Below are 17,989 nucleotides of genomic sequence, written 5' to 3' on the forward strand. Positions count from 1 at the left end.
GATCATCCCTTTCGCTGATGCGGCGAGGCGGCCTCGCCGATCGCGGGCACGGCGCCGTAATGCCTGTCGTCGCCGACCACGATCGCCGCCGGCGCGGGATAGCTGACGACGCCGTTCGGCGTGTTCACCTCGATCCGCCGCAGATGCGGATGAACCGCGAGGTCGGCCATGCTGTTGACCTCGGCAAAGGCGATGTCGGCGCTCGCGAGCTTCGCCAGCAGCTCATCGCGCGACAGCGCCGCGAAGCGCTCCGCAACGATCCCGTCGGTCAGCGCGCGGTTGCGCACGCGCGCGACCATGTTGGCGAAGCGCGGATCGTCCGGCAATGTGGGCTGGTCCAGCACCTTGGCGCACAGCGTCTTCCACTCGCGCTCGCTCTGGATCGAGATCAGGATGTCCTTGCCGTCCTTCGAGGTGAACACGCCATAGGGTGCGATCGAGGGATGGGCGAGGCCGATGCGCTTCGGCGCATTGCCGGCTTCCGCGTTGAGCAGCGGCACGGTGAGCCAGTCGGCCATCACGTCGAACATCGAGATCCTGATGTCGGCGCCTTCGCCAGTGCGGCCGCGCCTGATCAGCGCCTCCAGGATCGCGGCATGCGCCGTCGCGCCGGTCGCGACGTCGACGATCGACATGCCGACGCGGGAGGGGCCGTCCGGCCCGCCGGTGATCGAGGCCAGCCCGCTCTCGGCCTGGATCAACAGGTCATAAGCCTTGCGATCGGCGTAGGGACCGGAGTCGCCATAGCCGGTGATGGTGCAGCAGATCAGCTTCGGATAGTCCTTGCGCAGCCGCTCGCGGGCAAAGCCCATTCTGTCCATCGAGCCGGGCTTCAGGTTCTGCAGCAGCACGTCGGCGCCGGCGATCAGCTTCTCCAGCTCGGCGCGACCTTCCGGCCTTGAGAGGTCGACGACGACGGAATCCTTGCCGCGGTTGAGCCACACGAAATAGCTGCTCTGACCCTTGGCGGCGGCGTCGTAGCCGCGGGCGAAATCGCCCTCGGGCCGCTCGATCTTGATCACGTGAGCGCCGGCATCGGCGAGACGCGACGAGCAGAACGGCGCGGCCACCGCCTGCTCGACGGCGACGACAATGATCCCTTCAAGCGGCAGCATGGCCCGACCTCAATACGAGCGCGGCATGCCGAGCACGTGCTCGGCGACGTAGGAGAGAATGAGGTTGGTCGAGATCGGCGCCACCTGATACAGCCGCGTCTCGCGGAATTTGCGCTCCACGTCGTATTCCTCGGCGAAGCCGAAGCCGCCATGGGTCTGGATGCAGGCATTGGCCGCCTCGAACGACGCATCGGCCGCGAGCATCTTGGCCATATTGGCCTCGGCGCCGCAGTCGAGCCCGGCCTCGTATTTGCGCGTGGCCTCCTTGACCATCAGCTCCGCGGCCCGCATCGACGCATAGGCCTTGGCGATCGGGAACTGGATGCCTTGGTTCTGGCCGATCGGGCGGCCGAACACGACGCGCTCCTTGGCATAGGCGGTGGCTTTCGCGATGAACCATTTGGCGTCGCCGACGCATTCGGCCGCGATCAGGATGCGCTCGGCGTTCATGCCGGAGAGGATATAGCGGAAGCCCTTGCCTTCCTCGCCGATCAGGTTCTCCGCCGGCACCCGCATGTCGGTGAAGAACACTTCCGTCGTGGCGTGGTTCATCATCGTCCGGATCGGGCGGATGGTGAGCCCGGCCTTCTTGGCCTCGCGCATGTCGACGATGAAGACGGAGAGACCATCGGTGCGCTTCTGCGCCTGCTCTTTCGGCGTAGTGCGCGCGAGCAGGATCATCAGGTCGGAATGCTCCGCGCGGCTGGTCCAGATCTTCTGGCCGTTGACGACATAGCTGTCGCCGTCGCGCTTCGCGACCGTCTTCAGCGACGTCGTGTCGGTGCCCGAAGTGGGTTCGGTGACGCCGAAAGCCTGCAGCCGCAACTCGCCGCTGGCGACCTTCGGCAGCCACTTCGCCTTCTGCTCGGCGGAGCCGTGGCGCAGCACCGTGCCCATCGTGTACATCTGGGCGTGACAACCGCCGCCATTGCAGCCGGCACGCTGGATCTCCTCGAGGATCGCCGCAGCGGCCGACAGCTTCAATCCCGCGCCGCCATATTCCTCGGGAATCAGCACGGAGAGATAGCCCGCCTCGGTCAGCGCATCGACGAAGGCCGAGGGATAGGCCATCTCGCGATCGAGCTTGCGCCAATATTCACCAGGGAACTGCGCGCACAGCTTGGCCACCGCGTCGCGGATATCGGCGTAATCGTCGTGCTGATGCTGGTCTGTCATGTGTTGCTCCGCCGGCCGCCGTGACGCGGCCTGGGCTCTCTCCCTGGACTTGTTTCCTGATAGCCTATGACCAAGCGGGTCACGCTTGGCAAGCTTGGAATGCCAGCGTTGCAGCCGAGCAGCCTTGCCGGAGCGACAGAGCAGGCCGCCTGCGGCGACGTTCTAGCTGACGGGAAATCCGAGATGACCGCGGAAACGGTTTTTGAGGAAGACACCGTCGCGTGCGGGCAGCGCGCGGTCAACGTGATCGGTCGAGATCGCGACGCGGGCGAAGTGCGGCCCGGAGAACGCGTGCAGCTTTGGCCGGAAGGCGTCGAGCGCCGCGCTGTCCTCGAGCGTGCTGACGGAGGGAAAGCCGGCTCCGGTCGCGATCAGCTCGAGATTTGCGCCGAGCCCGGAATGGCTCATCTGCATCCCGGTCTCGCCGAAATGGGCGTTGTCGAGCACGACGATCGAGAGATTCTTGGGCTTCTTCGCGGCTGCAGTCGCGAGGCTGCCGAGCCCCATCAGTTGTTCGCCGTCGCCGGTGATGACGACGACCGGGCGCGATGGCTGCGCCAGTGCGAGACCCAGGCCGATCATGGCCGCGCCGCCCATCGCGCCCCAGAGATAGAAGTTGGCGTCGTGATCGCCCGCGGCGAACACGTCGTAGGACGATGAGCCGAGGCCGCTGACGACCAGCAGGTCGCCACGGTTCTGCAGCAGCGCCTTGACGGCGGTGCGGCGGTCGAGCGGTGCTCCCATCACTTCGCCTCCGTCCACTTCTTGGCGCCGATCATGCGCTGGGAGATCAGCACCGCGATCGGCTGATCGCTGTCGAACGCGAGCCTCGCTGCAGCGGCCGCCATCTCGCCGGCGTCTTCGGGACGTTCCAGCCGGAACACCGTGACGCCCATGATCTCGAAGGCCGCCTGCGTCGCCTTGCCCATCGGCACCTGCCACGGATTGAACTCGGCCCACTCGCCGCGCATCGTCACGAAGGCGAGGAACGGGAAGCGGCAGCTCTGAAGCAACGACAGCATGTTGACGCAATTGCCGACGCCGCTCGACTGCATCAGCAGCACTGCGCGCTGCCCGCCGAGCCAGGCGCCGGCGGAGAGCGCGACACCTTCCTCTTCGGTGGTCAGGACCGTGGTGGCGATCGCGGGATCGTCATGGGCGAGGCCGATCAGGCGGGAATGGCCGGCGTCGGGGACGTAGCACAGCTGACGGACGTCGGCCGCCTTCAGCGCCTCGTAGATGGCGAGCGGCCAGTCGGTGGTGGGCGTGTCGGAAGCGGCCATGGCGTCCTGAGGTTCATGAGCACCGATGGTGCAGCGGATGATTTAGCCAGAAACGACCGTCGAAGCCCATTGAATCTCGTTCAACCCGCCATGCCGGATTCTCATAGGCAGCCTAGGGCCTCGTGGTCCGGCTTGGGAGGCCTCATGGTTCGAGACGCCGCTGCGCGGCTCCTCACCCTCATGGTGAGGAGCGCCGCTCGCGGCGCGTCTCGAACCATGAGGCCCCATGCGGCCGACCACGCGATCGTCATGTGGAGTGGCGGGAGCAACAGGAACTCACCCCGGGATCCGCACCGGCAGCGATTCATAGCCGCGGACGAAGCTGGAATAGACCCGCTTCGGCTCGCCCACGACCTCGATGCGGTCGAAACGCTTGAGGATCTCTTGCCAGACGATGCGCAGCTGCAACTCGGCGAGTCGCATGCCGACGCAGCGGTGGATGCCGAAGCCGAATGAGAGATGAATGCGCGGCCGCTTGCGGTCGATGATGAAGGCGTCGGGGTTCTCGATCACCTCCCCGTCGCGGTTGCCCGAGACGTACCACATCACGACGCGGTCCCCCTTCTTGATCGTCTTCCCGCCGAGCTCGGTATCGACCAGCGCGGTGCGGCGCATGTGGGCGAGCGGCGTCTGCCAGCGGATCACCTCGGGCACCATGGTCTCGATCAGCGCCGGATTGTCGCGCAGCTTCTGATACTCGGCCGGGTTCTCGTTCAACGCCAGCACCGATGCCGTCATCGTATTGCGGGTGGTGTCGTTGCCGCCGACGATGAGCAGGATCAGGTTGCCCATCAGATTGTCCGGCGTCATGTGCCGCGTCGCCTCGCTGTGCGCCATCATCGAGATCAGGTCGCGGCCGGGCTCGGCCTGACGCGCCTTCCACATCCGGCCGAAGGTCTCGGCGCATTCGCCGAGCTCGCGGCGGCGCTCCTCCTCCGACGAAACGATGCCGCTCTTGGGCAGGGCGGTGGAGACATCCGACCAGCGCGTCAGCTTGCGGCGCTCCTCGAACGGGAAGTCGAACAGGGTCGCCAGCATCTGTGTCGTCAGCTCGATCGAGACCTTCTCGACCCAGTTGAAGGTCTCGTTGCGCGGCAGCGAATCCAGCACCTTGGCCGAGCGCTGCCGGATCAGCACCGCCATCTCGTCGAGATGGTCCGGCGTGAACATCGGCTGCACGGTCTTGCGCTGCTCGCCATGGCGGGGCTCGTCCATCGCGATGAAGCTCGGCCACTCATAGCCCGGCGGCACGTCGCGGATCATGATTCCGCCATTGCTGACGTCCGACGAGAAGACCGCGTGGTTGGTATCGACATGCATGATGTCGTGATAGCGCGTCACCGACCAATAGGGCTCGATCGGCGCCTTGGTGCAGTAGTGCACGGGCGCCTCCTTGCGCAGCCGCTCGAACCACGGCCAGATCGTGTCGTTCTGGAACAGCCGGGGCGCGCCGGGATGGAAGTCCTCGATCGGCGTCGAGTAGGCCTCGAGGCGCGCGTCGCGCAGCAGATCGGCCTTATCGGAGCGAAGCGCGGCCTGGACGGTCATGGGGTGGTCCTTTGCTTGCTGCTGTTTCTTGCTGCCGTACCGATCGTACTCACGTCATCCTCCGCAAAGGCGGACGATCCAGTACGTCGAGACGTCAATCATATTGCAATATCGTTCTCCGGAATACGGGATGCCCCGCCTGCGCGGGGCATGACGGCAAAGTTGATCTGCACCGCAATCAGTTCACACTGCAATCCGTACCGGCAACGTCTCATATCCCTTCACGAAGCTCGAATAGACCCGCTTCGGCTCGTCCATCACGTCGATATGATCGAATCGTTTCAGGATCTCCTCCCAGATGATCTTGAGTTGCAGTTCGGCCAATCGCAAGCCGACGCAGCGGTGGATGCCGAAGCCAAATGACAGATGCTGGCGCGGCCTGACACGGTCGATGATGAAGTCGTAGGGACGCTCGATGGCGGCCTCGTCGCGGTTGCCCGAGACGTACCACATCACGACCTTGTCGCCTTTCTTGATCTGCTTGCCGCGGAACTCGATGTCTTCCAGCGCGGTGCGGCGCATGTGGGCGAGCGGGGTCTGCCAGCGGATGACCTCGGGGACGAAGCTGTCGATCAGCGCGGGGTTGTCCTTGAGCTTGCGGTACTGATCAGGGTTCTGACTGAGCGCATAGATGCTGCCGGACATGGTATTGCGCGTGGTGTCGTTGCCGCCGACGATCAGGAGCACGAGATTGCCGAGGAAGTTCTTCGGGTCCATGTTCCGGGTCGCCTCGCTGTGGGCCATCATCGACAGCAGGTCGCTCTTCGGCGGCTGGTTGACGCGCTCCTGCCAGAGCCGGGCGAAATAGCGCGCACAGTCCATCAGTTCGGCCTGCCGTTCGTCCTCGGTCGCGACAAGCCCATCGGGGCCGGGGATCGTGGTCGCGATATCCGACCAGCGCGTCAGCTTGCGGCGGTCTTCCCAGGGGAAGTCGAACAGCACCGCCAGCATCTGCGTGGTCAGCTCGATCGAGACGCGATCGACCCAGTCGAACACCTCGCCGACAGGCAGATTGTCCAGGCATTCGGCGGAGCGCTTGCGGATGTTGATCGCGAGCTCGTCGAGATGTGTCGGCGTGAACATCGGTGCCACGGTCTTGCGCTGCGCGGCATGGCGCGGCGGATCCATCGCGATGAAGCTCTCGCGGCGCAGGTCAGGATCGACGTCGCGAATGGTGATGCCGCCGAGCGCGGACGCCGAGGAGAACACCGCGTGGTTTGTCTCGATCTCCATGATGTCGTCGTATCGGGTGATCGACCAGTAGGGACCGAACATCGACTCCTTGCAGTAGTGCACCGGATCCTCGCGACGCAGCCGGTCGAAATAGGGCCAGTGCGTGTCGGTACGGAACAACTCCGGATGACCGGGGTCGAATTCGGCGAGCGGCAACGATGCGGCGCGGCTGGCGGCCGTGTCGTCGACGCGCTCGCCTGCTGCGGCGTGTCGCTGTGCCTCGGCCGTCGTGGTGGTCCCGTGCATGGACGTCTCCCTGATGGCCGGATTTGAGCTGTCCGGCGATGTTGGGTGCGATTACATCCTGCCCGGGAGCGCGGGGCAAGCGCGGAGTGGGGCCGCCGGGCCGGTCTTGCGTCGCAACGCTGGTATTTGTCCGGACGTCGGGCGTGACAAGCGCCACGTCACGGAATATGGCTTTGGGCGATTGTTGCAAAGCAGAAGACTAGCAGGAGGCCGCCCCATGATCGCCAACGCGCAGCGCATGTTCAATTTCGATCTCGGCGAGACCGCAGACGCGATTCGCGAGACGGTGGCGAGCTTTTCGCAAGAGCAGATCGCGCCGCGCGCTGCCGAGATCGACCGCTCCAACCAGTTTCCGCGCGATCTCTGGCCCAGGATCGGCGAGCTCGGTCTGCACGGCATCACGGTGGAGGAAGAGTATGGCGGTGCCGGCCTCGGCTATCTCGAGCACTGCATCGCCATGGAAGAGATCTCGCGCGCCTCGGCCTCGGTGGGCCTGTCCTACGGCGCCCACTCCAACCTCTGCGTCAACCAGATCCGCCGCAACGGCAACGAGGCGCAGAAGCGCAAATATCTGCCGAAGCTGATCTCGGGCGAGCATGTCGGCTCGCTGGCGATGTCCGAGCCGCAGGCCGGCTCCGACGTGGTGTCGATGAAGACCCGCGCCGACAAGAAGGGAGACCGCTTCGTCCTCAACGGCAACAAGATGTGGATCACCAATGGTCCGATCGCCGAGACGCTGGTGGTCTATGCCAAGACCGATCCGCAAGGAGGCCCGCGCGGCATCACCGCGTTCATCATCGAGAAGGGCATGAAGGGCTTCTCGACCGCGCAGAAGCTCGACAAGCTCGGCATGCGCGGCTCCGACACCTGTGAGCTGGTGTTCGAGGATTGCGAGGTCCCGGAGGAGAACGTGCTGGGGCAGGTCGGCCGCGGCGTCAACGTGCTGATGAGTGGCCTCGATTACGAGCGCGCGGTGCTCGCGGCAGGTCCGCTCGGCATCATGCAGGCCTGCATGGACGCGGTGCTACCCTACGTGCACGAGCGCAAGCAGTTCGGCCAGCCGATCGGCACCTTCCAGCTCGTGCAGGGCAAGGTTGCCGACATGTACACGACGATGAATGCCGCGCGCGCCTATGTCTATGCCGTGGCCAAGGCCTGCGATCGGGGCGAGACGACGCGTGAGGACGCCGCCGGCGCGATTCTGTTCGCCGCCGAAAAGGCGACGCAATGTGCGCTCGATGCGATCCAGCTGCTCGGCGGCAACGGCTATATCAACGACTATGCGACCGGGCGGCTGCTGCGCGACGCCAAGCTCTACGAGATCGGCGCCGGCACCAGCGAGATCCGCCGCATGCTGATCGGGCGGGAATTGTTCGAGAAGACGTCTTGAGGCGCAGACCAAGCGGTTGGCGTATGCGGGACATGCGTTCGCCAACCGGCCGGATGCAGATATTTTAGTCATCCTCGTCGAGGCCGGTGTTTTTTTCCGGCCGACTTGCGTAGAAAATACGTCGAACCTCGAAGTCGTCCCGGCGACGAACCATCGAGGTATATTGTAGATCTTTTGCGGGTGTCGGAGGCTTGAGCCGTGAACCAGATGAGCTACGTTCCGGAGCAGCCGCCGCCGCTTCCGCCTCTCACCGCCACCTTCTCGGGTGCGCGTGGCGAGTTCTTCCGGCTGGTCAGCCGCGGGGCGGCCATCGAACTGATCACGCTGGGCTTCTACCGGTTCTGGCTCGCGACCGACATCCGCCGTCATCTCTGGGTCAACACGGCCGTCGACGGTGATGCCGCCGAATATACCGGCCGCGGCAAGGAGCTCCTGATTGGCTTCCTGTTCGCGATGGCGATCCTGGTCCCGATCTACCTTGCCTACTTCCTCGTCGGCGTCGAGGCCGAGCGCTTCAAGGCCTTCGCCAGCGTGCCGCTGGTGATCGCCTTCTACGCCTTCGGCCAGTTCGCGATCTTCCGCGCGCGCCGCTACCGCCTGACGCGCACGGTCTGGCGCGGCATCCGATTCTGGATGACCGGCTCGGGCTGGGCCTATGCCGGGCGCGCCATGCTGTGGACCTTGTTGACGGTGGTCACGCTGGGGCTGGCCTGGCCGTGGCGCGCCGCCGCGCTCGAGCGCTACAAGATGCGGCATTCGCACTATGGCGATCTCAGCGGCGACTTCGAGGGACGCGGCTGGGAGTTCTTCAAGCGCGCCTGGTATCTGTGGGTCATCGCGCCGTTTGCGCTGCTGCTGTTTCCGTTGTTTCCGTTCGTCTATGCGCAGTTCAAAGCGATCGAGTGGCGCTGGTGGCTGTCGGGCATCCGCTTCGGCGGCGTGCGTCTGGAATCGGACCTGCCCGGCAACGCGTTCTATGGTCTGTATTGGAAGGTGATCGGCTGGTGGTTTCTGCTGTCGGTCGCCTCCGGCGCCTATTTCAGTGGCGTCGCCGCGCTGATGATCAAACTGCTGGGGCCGGGAAGCGACGGCCTGCCTCAGGTGCAGGCGCTGTCTGACAACATACCGATGCTGGTGCTGGTCGGATTGGGCTACGTCGCCTGGATCCTGGCGCTCAACGTCGTGATGCGGCTCTATCTGGTGCGCGACATGTGGGCGACCGTGCTGCAGTCGGTTCAAGTGCATGGCATCGAGGCCATGGCCAATGTCGCCGCCAAGGGCGATCTGGCCAGCGCGCTCGGCGAAGGATTTGCCGATGGACTCGACGTCGCCGGATTCTGATTCCGGGCCGGCGGGCGCTGCTGCGCCGGCCGCCGCCACGCCGGTCGAGCCTGCCGCTCCGCTCGGCGGCCCTGCGGTCTATTTCGACGGCCTGTCCAACCGGCGGCAGGTGGTCACGATCGGCTTTGCCAATCAGCTCGTGATGCGCAGCGCCGACAATTTCGTCTCCTGGCCCTATGCCGACATCCGCCGCGTCGATGGACCGAGCGGCACGCTGCGCATGAGCTGCCTGTCGGCGTCGCCGCTGGCGCGGCTGGAGATCCGCGACGCAGCGCTGTCGGCCGAGCTGATCGCGCGCTGCAGCCACATCGACCAGAACAGGATGACCCGCGGCGCCATCACGCGCATCGTCGGCTGGTCGCTGGCCGCCGCCGCCTCGATCGTCGCCGTCGTGCTGGTGGTGATTCCGTTCGCCTCCGACCGGCTGACGCCCCTGGTGCCGCCGACCATGGAGCGGCATCTCGGCGAGGCCGCCGTGGTGCAGATCCAGACCGTGTTCGGCGACAAGCTCTGCAGCGAGGCGGCGGGGCAGGCCGCGTTCGCCAAGCTGGTGACGGCGCTGCGCCACCCCGCCGGCCTCGACGACAGCATCGCGTCGCAGGTGCTGGACACGCCGATCCCCAACGCCTTCGCGCTGCCGGGCGGGCGATTCTTCCTGTTCAGGGGGCTGCTCGACAAGGCCAATGACCCCGACGAGGTCGCCGGCGTGCTGGCGCATGAGCTCGGCCACCTCAAGCACCGCGACAACCTGAGGCAGCTGATCCACAATGGCGGCAGCTCGTTCCTGATCGGCCTGCTGTTCGGCGACGTCACCGGCGCGGGTGCGGCGATCTTCGCCTCGCGGGCCATGATCAACGCGTCCTATTCGCGCGAGGCGGAGGCGGCCGCGGACGGCTTCGCCATCGAGGTGATGCATAAGCTCGGACGGCCGACGCGCCCGATGGGTGAATTGCTGTTCCGCATCACCGGCAAGGAGGACGGCAAGCGCCCGTCGCTGTGGGCCAGCCATCCGCTCAGCGAGGACCGTCTCGCCCGCATGCGTGCCGAGGACCGGCCGCCGAGCGGCCCGCCGCTGCTCAGTGCGGAGGAGTGGAAGGCGCTGAAGGAGATTTGTCGCTAGGCATTGGGACGCGTTTGGCGTTCGGGCGACGGCTGCGCTTGGCGTCGATTTGTGCCGACAGCGTTGCCATACATTTGGTGTCGTCCCTGCGAACGCAGGGACCCATAACCACCGAACCTTGTTGTTGGAAGCGGGCGTCGCTCAGCTTGCCACTTGCAGAGGCCGCGGCGTATGGGTCCCTACGTTCGCAGGGACGACAGCGGAGGCTGAGGCGGCGTCCGGGCTCTCAATGAGGCGATCACAAGCGCGTTCGGATCAACCGACCGCTCACTCCGCCAGATTGTTGGTCTTCCTGACCCAGGCCCGCACATCGACCAGCACGTCCGGCAGCACCGCCTTGACGTCGGCGAGCGTCATGCCGGCCTTGACGCGCGGGTCGTACAGCAGGTTGAGGATGTACTGGTCGTAGACGTCGAAATAGCCCATCGAGACGTTGTCGTTGAACATCGTCCAGGGCACGCTCGAGGTGTCGTTGATCGGCCCGAGCGACTGCAGCAGCTCCTCATAGGCGCAATCGAGGAAGACGAAATCGCCGTTGTCGACGGTCAGGATGACGTCGGAGCGCTCGATCTCGAACGCCTCGTTCTTGCGGAAGCCGGACAGGCATTGCGGATCCAGCGAGGTCTTGATCTCGCGCGCGCGCTCGCTGCCATAGGCTTGGCTGATGGTGTGGTAGAGGTCGCGGTCGCGCACCAGCTTGACGCGGACATTGGCGTCGCCGTCGGTCTCGGTCATCGCAATGTCGAGGTTGCGGATGCGGGCGGCGATATCTTTGACGACCTTGGCGAGCTGCGCCTTGCGGTCGGCGCGGCGGCCGTCGGCAAACACCCGCACCGGCGCGCTGTATTTCCGGATGCGGTCAACCCGGCCCGCCAGGTGATACTCGGCGCCGAAGGCGGTCTTGAAGAAGCCGTCGGTGATCTCGGCGTCGGTGAAGCTCTTCTTCTCGATGCGCTGGCGGGCGGCGATCGCCGGAATTTCGGCGGCCGACGCCGGCAGCGGGACCACCACGGTCACGAGCGCAGCCAGCGCGGCAGCCACCGCGCTCCGCAGGGGACGCCCGGAGCACCGGTGCTGCCGGCGAGGATGCGCGCTGTGACATTGCCTCATCGTCGTGGTCGCGTGCGGCTCTCAGTTCTTGACGATCACGGTGGTGCCGACCGAGACGCGGTCGTAGAGGTCGGCGACGTCGTCATTGGTCATGCGGAAGCAGCCCGACGATACCGCCTGGCCGATCGTCTCGGGCTCGTTCGAGCCGTGGATGCGGTACAGCGTGGAGCCGAGATACATCGCGCGGGCGCCGAGCGGGTTCTCGATGCCGCCGGCCATGTGGCGCGGCAGATCGGGCCGGCGCCGCAGCATCTGCGACGGCGGGGTCCAGGCCGGCCATTCCTTCTTCGCGGTGATGCGGTGCACGCCGCTCCAGCGGAACCCGTCACGGCCGACGCCGATGCCGTAGCGCAACGCCTGGCCGCCGGGCAGGACCAGATAGAGCCGGCGCTCGCTGGTGTTCACGATGATGGTGCCCGGCGCATACTGGCTCTGGAACATCACGGTCTGGCGCGGAATCGGGCTCACGCCGCTCTGGTAGAAGTTCGGCCCGCCGCCGAAGAGGTCCCTGGTGTCGAACATTTCCGCCCGCGCCATCCCGGCGCTTGCCACCGAGGCGACCACAGCAATTCCCAAAGCCAAACAGCGCTTCATTTCCATCCCCTGGCAAACATCAAATTCCGTTCGCAGACAGGCCATAAACGGTTGCACTTCGCAACCCACGGCGGCGTGAGGCCGGTATGTGGCGACGGTCCGTGACCCAAATCCCACGGAAAATCGCGCGCGTCCTGGACCAACATCCTGTTAGCCAAGCCCGCGCATGAGCGCCGCGGCGATGGCAGCAATGCGGCCAGCCCCTTTGACGCCGCCGGCGAACAATGATTGATCTGCCCAGCATTGCAAATGGCGCGCGGAATCAGCAGGAGAATAGGATGAACGGTGCGGAAAGCCTGGTGCGGACCCTGGTCGCGGGCGGCGTTGACGTCTGCTTTACCAATCCGGGCACCTCCGAGATGCACTTCGTCGCCGCGCTCGACCGTGTCGAGGGCATGCGCTGCGTGCTCGGCCTGTTCGAAGGCGTGGTGACCGGCGCCGCCGACGGCTATTTCCGCATGAAGGGCACGCCGGCCTCGACGCTTCTCCATCTCGGCCCCGGCCTCGCCAACGGCCTTGCCAATTTGCACAACGCCAAGAAGGCCCGCTCGGGCATCGTCAACATCGTCGGCCAGCACGCCACCTACCACATCGGCTTCAACGCGCCGCTGACCTCGGACATCGAAGGCCTGGCGCGGCCGATGTCGGACTGGGTGCGGACCTCGCCGAGCGCCAAGGCCGTGGCCGCCGACGGCGCCGCCGCGATCGCCGCCGCCAAGAGCGCGCCGCCGCAGATCGCCACCCTGATCCTGCCCGCCGACACCGCCTGGAACGAGGCCGACGGCATTGCCCAGGTTCCGGGAGAGGCGCAGCGCCCGAGCTATTCGGCTGACGCGGTGGAGAAGGCGGCCAAGATCCTGCATGCCCACGGCCCCGAGACCCTGGTGCTGATGACGGCGGGCGCGCTGACCGAGCAGGCGCTGACCTTCGCCCAGCAGATTGCCGGCAAGACCGGCTGCCGCGTGATGGGCCAGACCTATCACCCGCGCATGGCGCGCGGCGCCGGCCGCTTCTCGATCGACCGCATCCCTTACGTGATCGAGCAGGCGCTGCCGATCCTGAAGAACTACAAGCACATCGTGCTGGTCGAGGCCAACGACCCCGTCGCCTTCTTCGCCTATCCGAACAAGCCGAGCATGCTCAAGGCCGAGGGCACCGAGGTACACCGCATGACCGCCTGGGGCGAGAACTCGGCCGCGGCGCTCGAGGCGCTGGCCGGCCATCTCGGCGCCAAGCCGGCCGACGTGAAGCCGCAGCCGCTCGCCGAGCTGATCAAGCCCACCGGCGCGCTGAACCACACCACCATCGCCCAGGCGATCGCCTATGCGATCCCCGAGAACGCGATCGTCGTCGACGAATCCATCACCACGGGCCGCGGCTTCTTCCCGCCGACGGCGGCCGCCAAGCCGCATGACTGGCTGCAGAACATGGGCGGCTCGATCGGCTTCTCGACCCCGGTCGCGACCGGCGCCGCGGTGGCCTGCCCGGACCGCAAGGTCATGTGCCTCGTGGGCGACGGCAGCGCGATGTACACGATCCAGTCGCTGTGGACCCAGGCGCGCGAGAACCTCAACGTCGTCACGGTGGTGTTCGCCAACAGGATCTACCAGATCCTGCGCGGCGAGTTCGACGGCGTCGGCGCCGGTGAGCCCGGCCAGCGCGCCCAGGACATGCTCAAGATCGACCGTCCGACGCTCGACTTCGTCGCCATGGCGAAGGGCATGGGCGTCCCCGGCCGCGCCGTCACCTCGGCCGACGAGTTCAATGCCGCGCTGGCCGAGGCGAACGCCGAATATGGTCCGCGCCTGATCGAAGTGCAGATGTAAATCCGCAACGCTGGCGGCCGCAAAACGGCCGCCGGCCGAGGGAAGGCGCATCGCCTCATTTATGGGGTTGGCGACTCACGCCGATCGCGTGTTGATGGTGAGGTGTCCTTCTCTCCTGTATCTGAGCGGCATGCACAGTGAATTGAACCGGCTGATCTCTGCGCTGCAGGAGTTCTATGCGCGCGAGCGCTTCATCCTCGACCGTGATCTCGGCGAGCGCGCCTTGACGCATCGGCTGGCGGTGCATCTCGAACGCAACTTCCTGGGGTGGGACGTCGATTGCGATTACAACCGGCTCGGCGACCGCGCCATGCTGCTGCCGCGTGGCACCATCGTCTCGACCGACGACGAGCTGGGAAAATCGGTCTACCCGGACATCGTCGTGCACAAGCGTGCCGTGCCCGACAATCTGCTGGCGATCGAGGTCCGCAAGGCCGGCAACCACCAGCCGCTGGCGCATGACCGCCACAAGCTGATGGCGCTGACCGATCCGCATCTGTGGTTCGCCTATTGGATCGGCGTGCTGGTGATTCTCGACCGCCGCAGCGTGATCACGCCGGAGGTCTATGTCGGCGCCCGGATCGATCCGGTCTTGTCGGCCTGGTTCGCGGGGCGATTGCAGCAGATGGGACTCGCCGCCGGCTGAGACATCTCGCAGAAGAGGTGCGTGATCGCCGGTCGACGCGAATGAACAAGGGCCGCCCCTGAGAGGAGCGGCCCGATCTCGTCGCGCATGTGGAGCCTGCGGACAGGCGCTCCCACGCCTTACTTCGACATGGCGTCGCCGGACGACTTCTTCGCCGACTTCTTCTTCGTCTTGCTCATCTTCATGTCGTCGCCCCCGCCCATGGCGTCGCCGCTCTTCGCCGACTGGCCGGTGGTCGTCATCGGCTTCTCGGTGGACTGGGCAAGAGCGGCCGACGAGACGAACGCGAGGGCGGCGGTAGCGATGATCAGTTTACGCATGCGGAAAACCTCCGTGGGTTGGAAACGCGCCGGACCATAGGCGAATTCGACCAGCGGCGTTCTGACGCAGGAATCAGGAAAACGTGAGAGTTCCGCCCCGCAAAAGCCGACTTGCACCGGCGGCACGGGCAGCGGCGAGGGCATTCTGTGACGATTGTGCCGGACGCAGGGAGCCCATGCGCGGGTGAGCGAGGCCAATTTGGCCCAGTGCATCGACACAGCAGCCTCCAACTGCGGCTGCGAGCTTCGGGCTCTCATCGCGGTGCGGTGGGCTCGCGGCGTCATGGGAATGAATGGCATGCCAATCGGCCTCAGCGCGGTGCCGAGATCCTGGCGGAGGTCGCTCGAGCCCACGACCAGGACCTCGGCATGCCCGCCAAGCTCGGGCGCTGCCTGGAAGCTGCGCGCGACATCGATGATCTCGCATCGACGCCGCTACGGAGAGCCAGGAGCGCCGCCGTCAGATCTACGCCGGATCTCTGCGCGGGCGGCGGGACTGTTGGAGCGCGAGGCGATCGATCGGCGGCGGTTCGATCTGCCGATGAGAGGCTAGTCCGGCCGACATTCACGGACGAATTCGCCCATGGATCCTCTGTGGCGCCGGATCGGCTTAGGTCGCGCTTTCGCCTCAAGTCATCAGTTGGTGCAGTCCCAGCCAACCCGTATAGGTCCCGACCAGTACGATCAGAGCAGCCGAGAGATAGGGCGCCTGGTGCGCGAGGCGGCTGAAGCCGGACCAGTGGCGCTCGACATGCCGAAGGCTGAGTGCGGCCAGAACGCCGACGGACACCATGGTGATGGCCAGGCCGATGCCGAAGCAGAGCACCAGGATGAAGCCCAGGCTGAACTGCTTCAGTTGAAGGCACAACAGCAGGACCGTGATGGCGGCGGGGCAAGGGATCAGACCGCCGCTCAGTCCGAAGAGGACGATCTGTGCGGTCGTGACCGTACGGCCGGCGAAGCGCCGTCGAATGTCGTCGGCGTGGGCGCGCGCATGGGCATCGTCCTCGTCGCCGAGGTCCATGTGATCGTGGGTATGCTCCTCGAACAGGATCTCGACGGAGGCGCCAGCAAGCGTGATCCGCGCCTTGAACGCGTGCGGCTCCGGGATCTCCTCGATGCTCTCCAAGGCGTCGCCGCTGGCCCGGAAACTGAACTGCTGCTCGCGGCCGTCTCCACGAACGGTCGTGACGTGGAGCGTGTCGGCGGGTGGGAGTGCGCCGGTGTCGTTCCGGATCCGCCAACGCGGCGGCACGCCATCTTCGAAGATCTCCACCGACAGCGCGTGGCCGGCAAGCGCGACCGATCGCAGCGCGTCGTGATGGTGATGATGGTCATGGTCATGGTGTCCACTCTGGTCCCGCCAGGTGCGCCAGACCATCCAGGCCGCGATGCCGATGATGACGACGGCCGAGATCAGTTGCAGAAGGGCTTCGCTGCGCTCGCCCGAAAGCTCCTGACCGAAGTGAAGACCGGCGAGTGCGATCACCCATACGATCGCGGTGTGGGAGATGGTCGCCGAGAGGCCGAGCAGCACGGCCTGCAGGACGGTGCCGCGGATTGCGACGATGAAGGCGGCCATCATGGTCTTGGAATGACCGGGCTCCAGGCCATGCAGCGCACCCAGGGCAATCGCGCTGGGCACGAACAGCCACGCATGCGCGCTGCCTTGCTGGAGCAGTTGAGACAGATCGGTCAATGCCAGTCTCACTTCAGATAGGTCCGGACCACTTCGATCAGGTCGGCGGCGCCCTTGGCCTTGTCGGGATCGCTTTCGTGCGCGGGGTCCACGACATGGTGCCGGATGTGATCTTCCAGCAGCTCGGTGGTCAGGCCTCCGATTGCGCCCCTGACCGACGCGACGAGCATGAGCACGTCGGCGCAGCCCAACTCCGCTTCGAGCGCGCGCTCCACCGCATCGATCTGGCCCTTGATGCGCCGGACCCGTGCGAGGAGCTTGGACTTGTGTTTGATGGTGTGCGACATCGGGATAATATAGGGGGGTACCCTATATAGGTCAACTTCCCATGTCGACCGCAGACGTCGAATGCGACGCTCGCGGCGTATCCGCTTGCCGATCGGCCCCCGGCAGCCCCTTCGTACCGGTCATTGCACGAAACCGACGAGCGCCGCGGATCCCCCGTTCGGATTGACGACTGCCAGGCGGAGGCGGAGTCGACGGCTTCATGGAGCAGGTCCTCTCCTAATGGCCCCGCTGCATCCGCATGGAGCTCATTCGGCCGCCCCGCATCCCCATCGGCGGCATGCCGAGATTGGGCGCGAGCAGTTCGTCGGCCACCTTTCGCTGCTCGTCGGAAAAGGTTGCGACGAGGTCGCTCAGGGCGGTCTTGATCGCTCGCGTGGCGTCGAGGCGAGCCGATAGCGATTTTTCCTGTGCGGTCAGCTGGTCGAGCACCGTCTCCGAGCCGGCCTGCGACATCATCGCAGTCCGCAGATCGCCGAGCGTCTTCGCACGCGCGCGAAACGCGTCGGCGAAGCCGTTCCATGCCGGCATCTGGGCGTCCGTGATCTTCAGCTCCGCCCGCAGGAATGCGATTCGTCCCTCCACATGATCGAGCACCTCCATGCCGCCCATACAATCGTCGGACGGCCGCGTCATGCCGGACATCATCGGCATCATGTTGGACATCGGCATGCCGTCCATCATCTTCATCATGCCGCCGCCCATCATGGTCTGTGACGAACTCGCCCCGCTGGTCGATTTGCCGGTATCAGTTGCTGGCGCTTCCTTCTGATCAGGATGATGGGCCGAATGGTCACTAGAGGATTGAGCAAAGGCGGGATGCGCCAAAGCAGAAAACGCCAACAGAAAAGCCAGGGGCAATTTTTGCATGACCAAGTCCTCCTTCAGGGGGCGACCAACAATGGCCAGACTTGGGCCATTCAGGTTGATCCACATCAACGGTCGGCGGGCTCAGGGGTGACGATCGTTCGTTGTCAGCGCCGGTACGGCTAGTCGCTGACCGTGATCGGGCGCCTTAGCCGCAACGCCGCGACCACCGGAGCTCCTGTCGCGAAAT

At 65.7% G+C, this 17,989-nt stretch carries 17 protein-coding genes; 5 read left to right on the plus strand and 12 right to left on the minus strand.

The window, feature by feature from the left end; all coding sequences use genetic code 11:
- Positions 1-2 precede the first annotated feature (2 nt).
- The 6 genes from ACQR0W_RS17630 to ACQR0W_RS17655 form a co-directional block, all read right to left on the minus strand.
- Complete coding sequence (locus ACQR0W_RS17630; RefSeq protein WP_315826066.1) at positions 3-1,115, minus strand: CaiB/BaiF CoA transferase family protein; 1,113 nt, start codon at positions 1,113-1,115, stop codon at positions 3-5.
- Between the two features lie 9 nt (positions 1,116-1,124).
- Entirely contained in the window at positions 1,125-2,291 is a 1,167-nt protein-coding gene (locus ACQR0W_RS17635; protein WP_315713988.1) for an acyl-CoA dehydrogenase family protein, read from the minus strand.
- Between the two features lie 162 nt (positions 2,292-2,453).
- Positions 2,454-3,035: a thiamine pyrophosphate-dependent enzyme gene (locus tag ACQR0W_RS17640; protein WP_315713989.1), complete on the minus strand. Its 582-nt coding sequence runs from the start codon at positions 3,033-3,035 to the stop codon at positions 2,454-2,456.
- On the minus strand, positions 3,035-3,574 hold the full coding sequence (locus ACQR0W_RS17645) for a thiamine pyrophosphate-binding protein (RefSeq protein WP_315752662.1): 540 nt from the start codon (positions 3,572-3,574) through the stop codon (positions 3,035-3,037). Before ACQR0W_RS17645 ends, ACQR0W_RS17640 begins: the two co-directional genes overlap by 1 nt.
- Before the next feature lie 276 nt (positions 3,575-3,850).
- Complete coding sequence (locus ACQR0W_RS17650) at positions 3,851-5,122, minus strand: cytochrome P450 (protein WP_315713991.1); 1,272 nt, start codon at positions 5,120-5,122, stop codon at positions 3,851-3,853.
- Between the two features lie 183 nt (positions 5,123-5,305).
- Complete coding sequence (locus ACQR0W_RS17655) at positions 5,306-6,601, minus strand: cytochrome P450 (protein WP_315767816.1); 1,296 nt, start codon at positions 6,599-6,601, stop codon at positions 5,306-5,308.
- 217 nt (positions 6,602-6,818) lie between these two features.
- Between ACQR0W_RS17655 and ACQR0W_RS17660 the strand changes: the two genes are divergently transcribed.
- The 3 genes from ACQR0W_RS17660 (at position 6,819) to ACQR0W_RS17670 (ending at position 10,452) form a co-directional block, all read left to right on the plus strand.
- The gene (locus tag ACQR0W_RS17660) at positions 6,819-7,991 is read left to right on the plus strand and encodes an isovaleryl-CoA dehydrogenase (protein ID WP_315713993.1); all 1,173 of its coding nucleotides are present in this window, start codon (positions 6,819-6,821) and stop codon (positions 7,989-7,991) included.
- Positions 7,992-8,198: 207 nt separating this feature from the next.
- On the plus strand, positions 8,199-9,332 hold the full coding sequence (locus ACQR0W_RS17665) for a DUF898 family protein (protein WP_315714374.1): 1,134 nt from the start codon (positions 8,199-8,201) through the stop codon (positions 9,330-9,332).
- Entirely contained in the window at positions 9,307-10,452 is a 1,146-nt protein-coding gene (locus ACQR0W_RS17670; RefSeq protein ID WP_316169442.1) for a M48 family metallopeptidase, read from the plus strand. The genes ACQR0W_RS17665 and ACQR0W_RS17670 overlap by 26 nt, the downstream gene beginning before the upstream one ends.
- A 267-nt stretch (positions 10,453-10,719) precedes the next feature.
- Here ACQR0W_RS17670 and ACQR0W_RS17675 read toward each other — a convergent pair whose 3' ends face one another.
- Positions 10,720-11,562 (minus strand): DUF2927 domain-containing protein, encoded by an 843-nt coding sequence (locus tag ACQR0W_RS17675; RefSeq protein WP_410051222.1) that lies wholly within the window; start codon positions 11,560-11,562, stop codon positions 10,720-10,722.
- A 21-nt stretch (positions 11,563-11,583) separates the two neighbouring features.
- On the minus strand, positions 11,584-12,156 hold the full coding sequence (locus tag ACQR0W_RS17680; RefSeq protein WP_315826071.1) for a L,D-transpeptidase: 573 nt from the start codon (positions 12,154-12,156) through the stop codon (positions 11,584-11,586).
- 278 nt (positions 12,157-12,434) lie between these two features.
- Here ACQR0W_RS17680 and ACQR0W_RS17685 point away from each other — a divergent pair, with 278 nt between their 5' ends.
- Both ACQR0W_RS17685 and ACQR0W_RS17690 read left to right on the plus strand, forming a co-directional pair.
- Positions 12,435-13,982: an acetolactate synthase large subunit gene (locus ACQR0W_RS17685; protein WP_316169441.1), complete on the plus strand. Its 1,548-nt coding sequence runs from the start codon at positions 12,435-12,437 to the stop codon at positions 13,980-13,982.
- 130 nt (positions 13,983-14,112) lie between these two features.
- Positions 14,113-14,628 (plus strand): hypothetical protein, encoded by a 516-nt coding sequence (locus ACQR0W_RS17690; RefSeq protein ID WP_315713998.1) that lies wholly within the window; start codon positions 14,113-14,115, stop codon positions 14,626-14,628.
- 119 nt (positions 14,629-14,747) lie between these two features.
- Here the strand turns inward: ACQR0W_RS17690 and ACQR0W_RS17695 are convergent, their stop codons facing one another.
- From ACQR0W_RS17695 to ACQR0W_RS17710, 4 genes are all read right to left on the minus strand, one after another.
- A complete protein-coding gene (locus tag ACQR0W_RS17695; protein WP_315734232.1) occupies positions 14,748-14,948 on the minus strand; it encodes a hypothetical protein in 201 nt (66 codons plus the stop codon).
- A 628-nt stretch (positions 14,949-15,576) separates the two neighbouring features.
- On the minus strand, positions 15,577-16,647 hold the full coding sequence (locus tag ACQR0W_RS17700) for a nickel/cobalt efflux transporter (protein WP_434840717.1): 1,071 nt from the start codon (positions 16,645-16,647) through the stop codon (positions 15,577-15,579).
- 8 nt (positions 16,648-16,655) lie between these two features.
- Positions 16,656-16,934, minus strand: coding sequence for a metal/formaldehyde-sensitive transcriptional repressor (locus ACQR0W_RS17705; RefSeq protein WP_315714001.1), 279 nt, complete (start codon positions 16,932-16,934; stop codon positions 16,656-16,658).
- Between the two features lie 217 nt (positions 16,935-17,151).
- Positions 17,152-17,868, minus strand: coding sequence for a Spy/CpxP family protein refolding chaperone (locus ACQR0W_RS17710; RefSeq protein ID WP_316169440.1), 717 nt, complete (start codon positions 17,866-17,868; stop codon positions 17,152-17,154).
- Positions 17,869-17,989: the final 121 nt, after the last annotated feature.

The sequence above is a fragment of the Bradyrhizobium sp. HKCCYLRH1034 genome, from assembly GCF_051168375.1.
Taxonomy (GTDB): Bacteria; Pseudomonadota; Alphaproteobacteria; order Rhizobiales; family Xanthobacteraceae; genus Bradyrhizobium.

Bases quoted from the DNA above. Each gene is read 5' to 3' on its own strand.
- ACQR0W_RS17630 (WP_315826066.1), bottom strand. From the start codon at position 1,115: ATGCTGCCGCTTGAAGGGATCATTGTCGTCGCCGTCGAGCAGGCGGTG.
- ACQR0W_RS17635 (WP_315713988.1), bottom strand. From the start codon at position 2,291: ATGACAGACCAGCATCAGCACGACGATTACGCCGATATCCGCGACGCG.
- ACQR0W_RS17640 (WP_315713989.1), bottom strand. From the start codon at position 3,035: ATGGGAGCACCGCTCGACCGCCGCACCGCCGTCAAGGCGCTGCTGCAG.
- ACQR0W_RS17645 (WP_315752662.1), bottom strand. From the start codon at position 3,574: ATGGCCGCTTCCGACACGCCCACCACCGACTGGCCGCTCGCCATCTAC.
- ACQR0W_RS17650 (WP_315713991.1), bottom strand. From the start codon at position 5,122: ATGACCGTCCAGGCCGCGCTTCGCTCCGATAAGGCCGATCTGCTGCGC.
- ACQR0W_RS17655 (WP_315767816.1), bottom strand. From the start codon at position 6,601: ATGCACGGGACCACCACGACGGCCGAGGCACAGCGACACGCCGCAGCA.
- ACQR0W_RS17660 (WP_315713993.1), top strand. From the start codon at position 6,819: ATGATCGCCAACGCGCAGCGCATGTTCAATTTCGATCTCGGCGAGACC.
- ACQR0W_RS17665 (WP_315714374.1), top strand. From the start codon at position 8,199: ATGAGCTACGTTCCGGAGCAGCCGCCGCCGCTTCCGCCTCTCACCGCC.
- ACQR0W_RS17670 (WP_316169442.1), top strand. From the start codon at position 9,307: ATGGACTCGACGTCGCCGGATTCTGATTCCGGGCCGGCGGGCGCTGCT.
- ACQR0W_RS17675 (WP_410051222.1), bottom strand. From the start codon at position 11,562: ATGAGGCAATGTCACAGCGCGCATCCTCGCCGGCAGCACCGGTGCTCC.
- ACQR0W_RS17680 (WP_315826071.1), bottom strand. From the start codon at position 12,156: ATGAAGCGCTGTTTGGCTTTGGGAATTGCTGTGGTCGCCTCGGTGGCA.
- ACQR0W_RS17685 (WP_316169441.1), top strand. From the start codon at position 12,435: ATGAACGGTGCGGAAAGCCTGGTGCGGACCCTGGTCGCGGGCGGCGTT.
- ACQR0W_RS17690 (WP_315713998.1), top strand. From the start codon at position 14,113: ATGCACAGTGAATTGAACCGGCTGATCTCTGCGCTGCAGGAGTTCTAT.
- ACQR0W_RS17695 (WP_315734232.1), bottom strand. From the start codon at position 14,948: ATGCGTAAACTGATCATCGCTACCGCCGCCCTCGCGTTCGTCTCGTCG.
- ACQR0W_RS17705 (WP_315714001.1), bottom strand. From the start codon at position 16,934: ATGTCGCACACCATCAAACACAAGTCCAAGCTCCTCGCACGGGTCCGG.
- ACQR0W_RS17710 (WP_316169440.1), bottom strand. From the start codon at position 17,868: ATGTGGATCAACCTGAATGGCCCAAGTCTGGCCATTGTTGGTCGCCCC.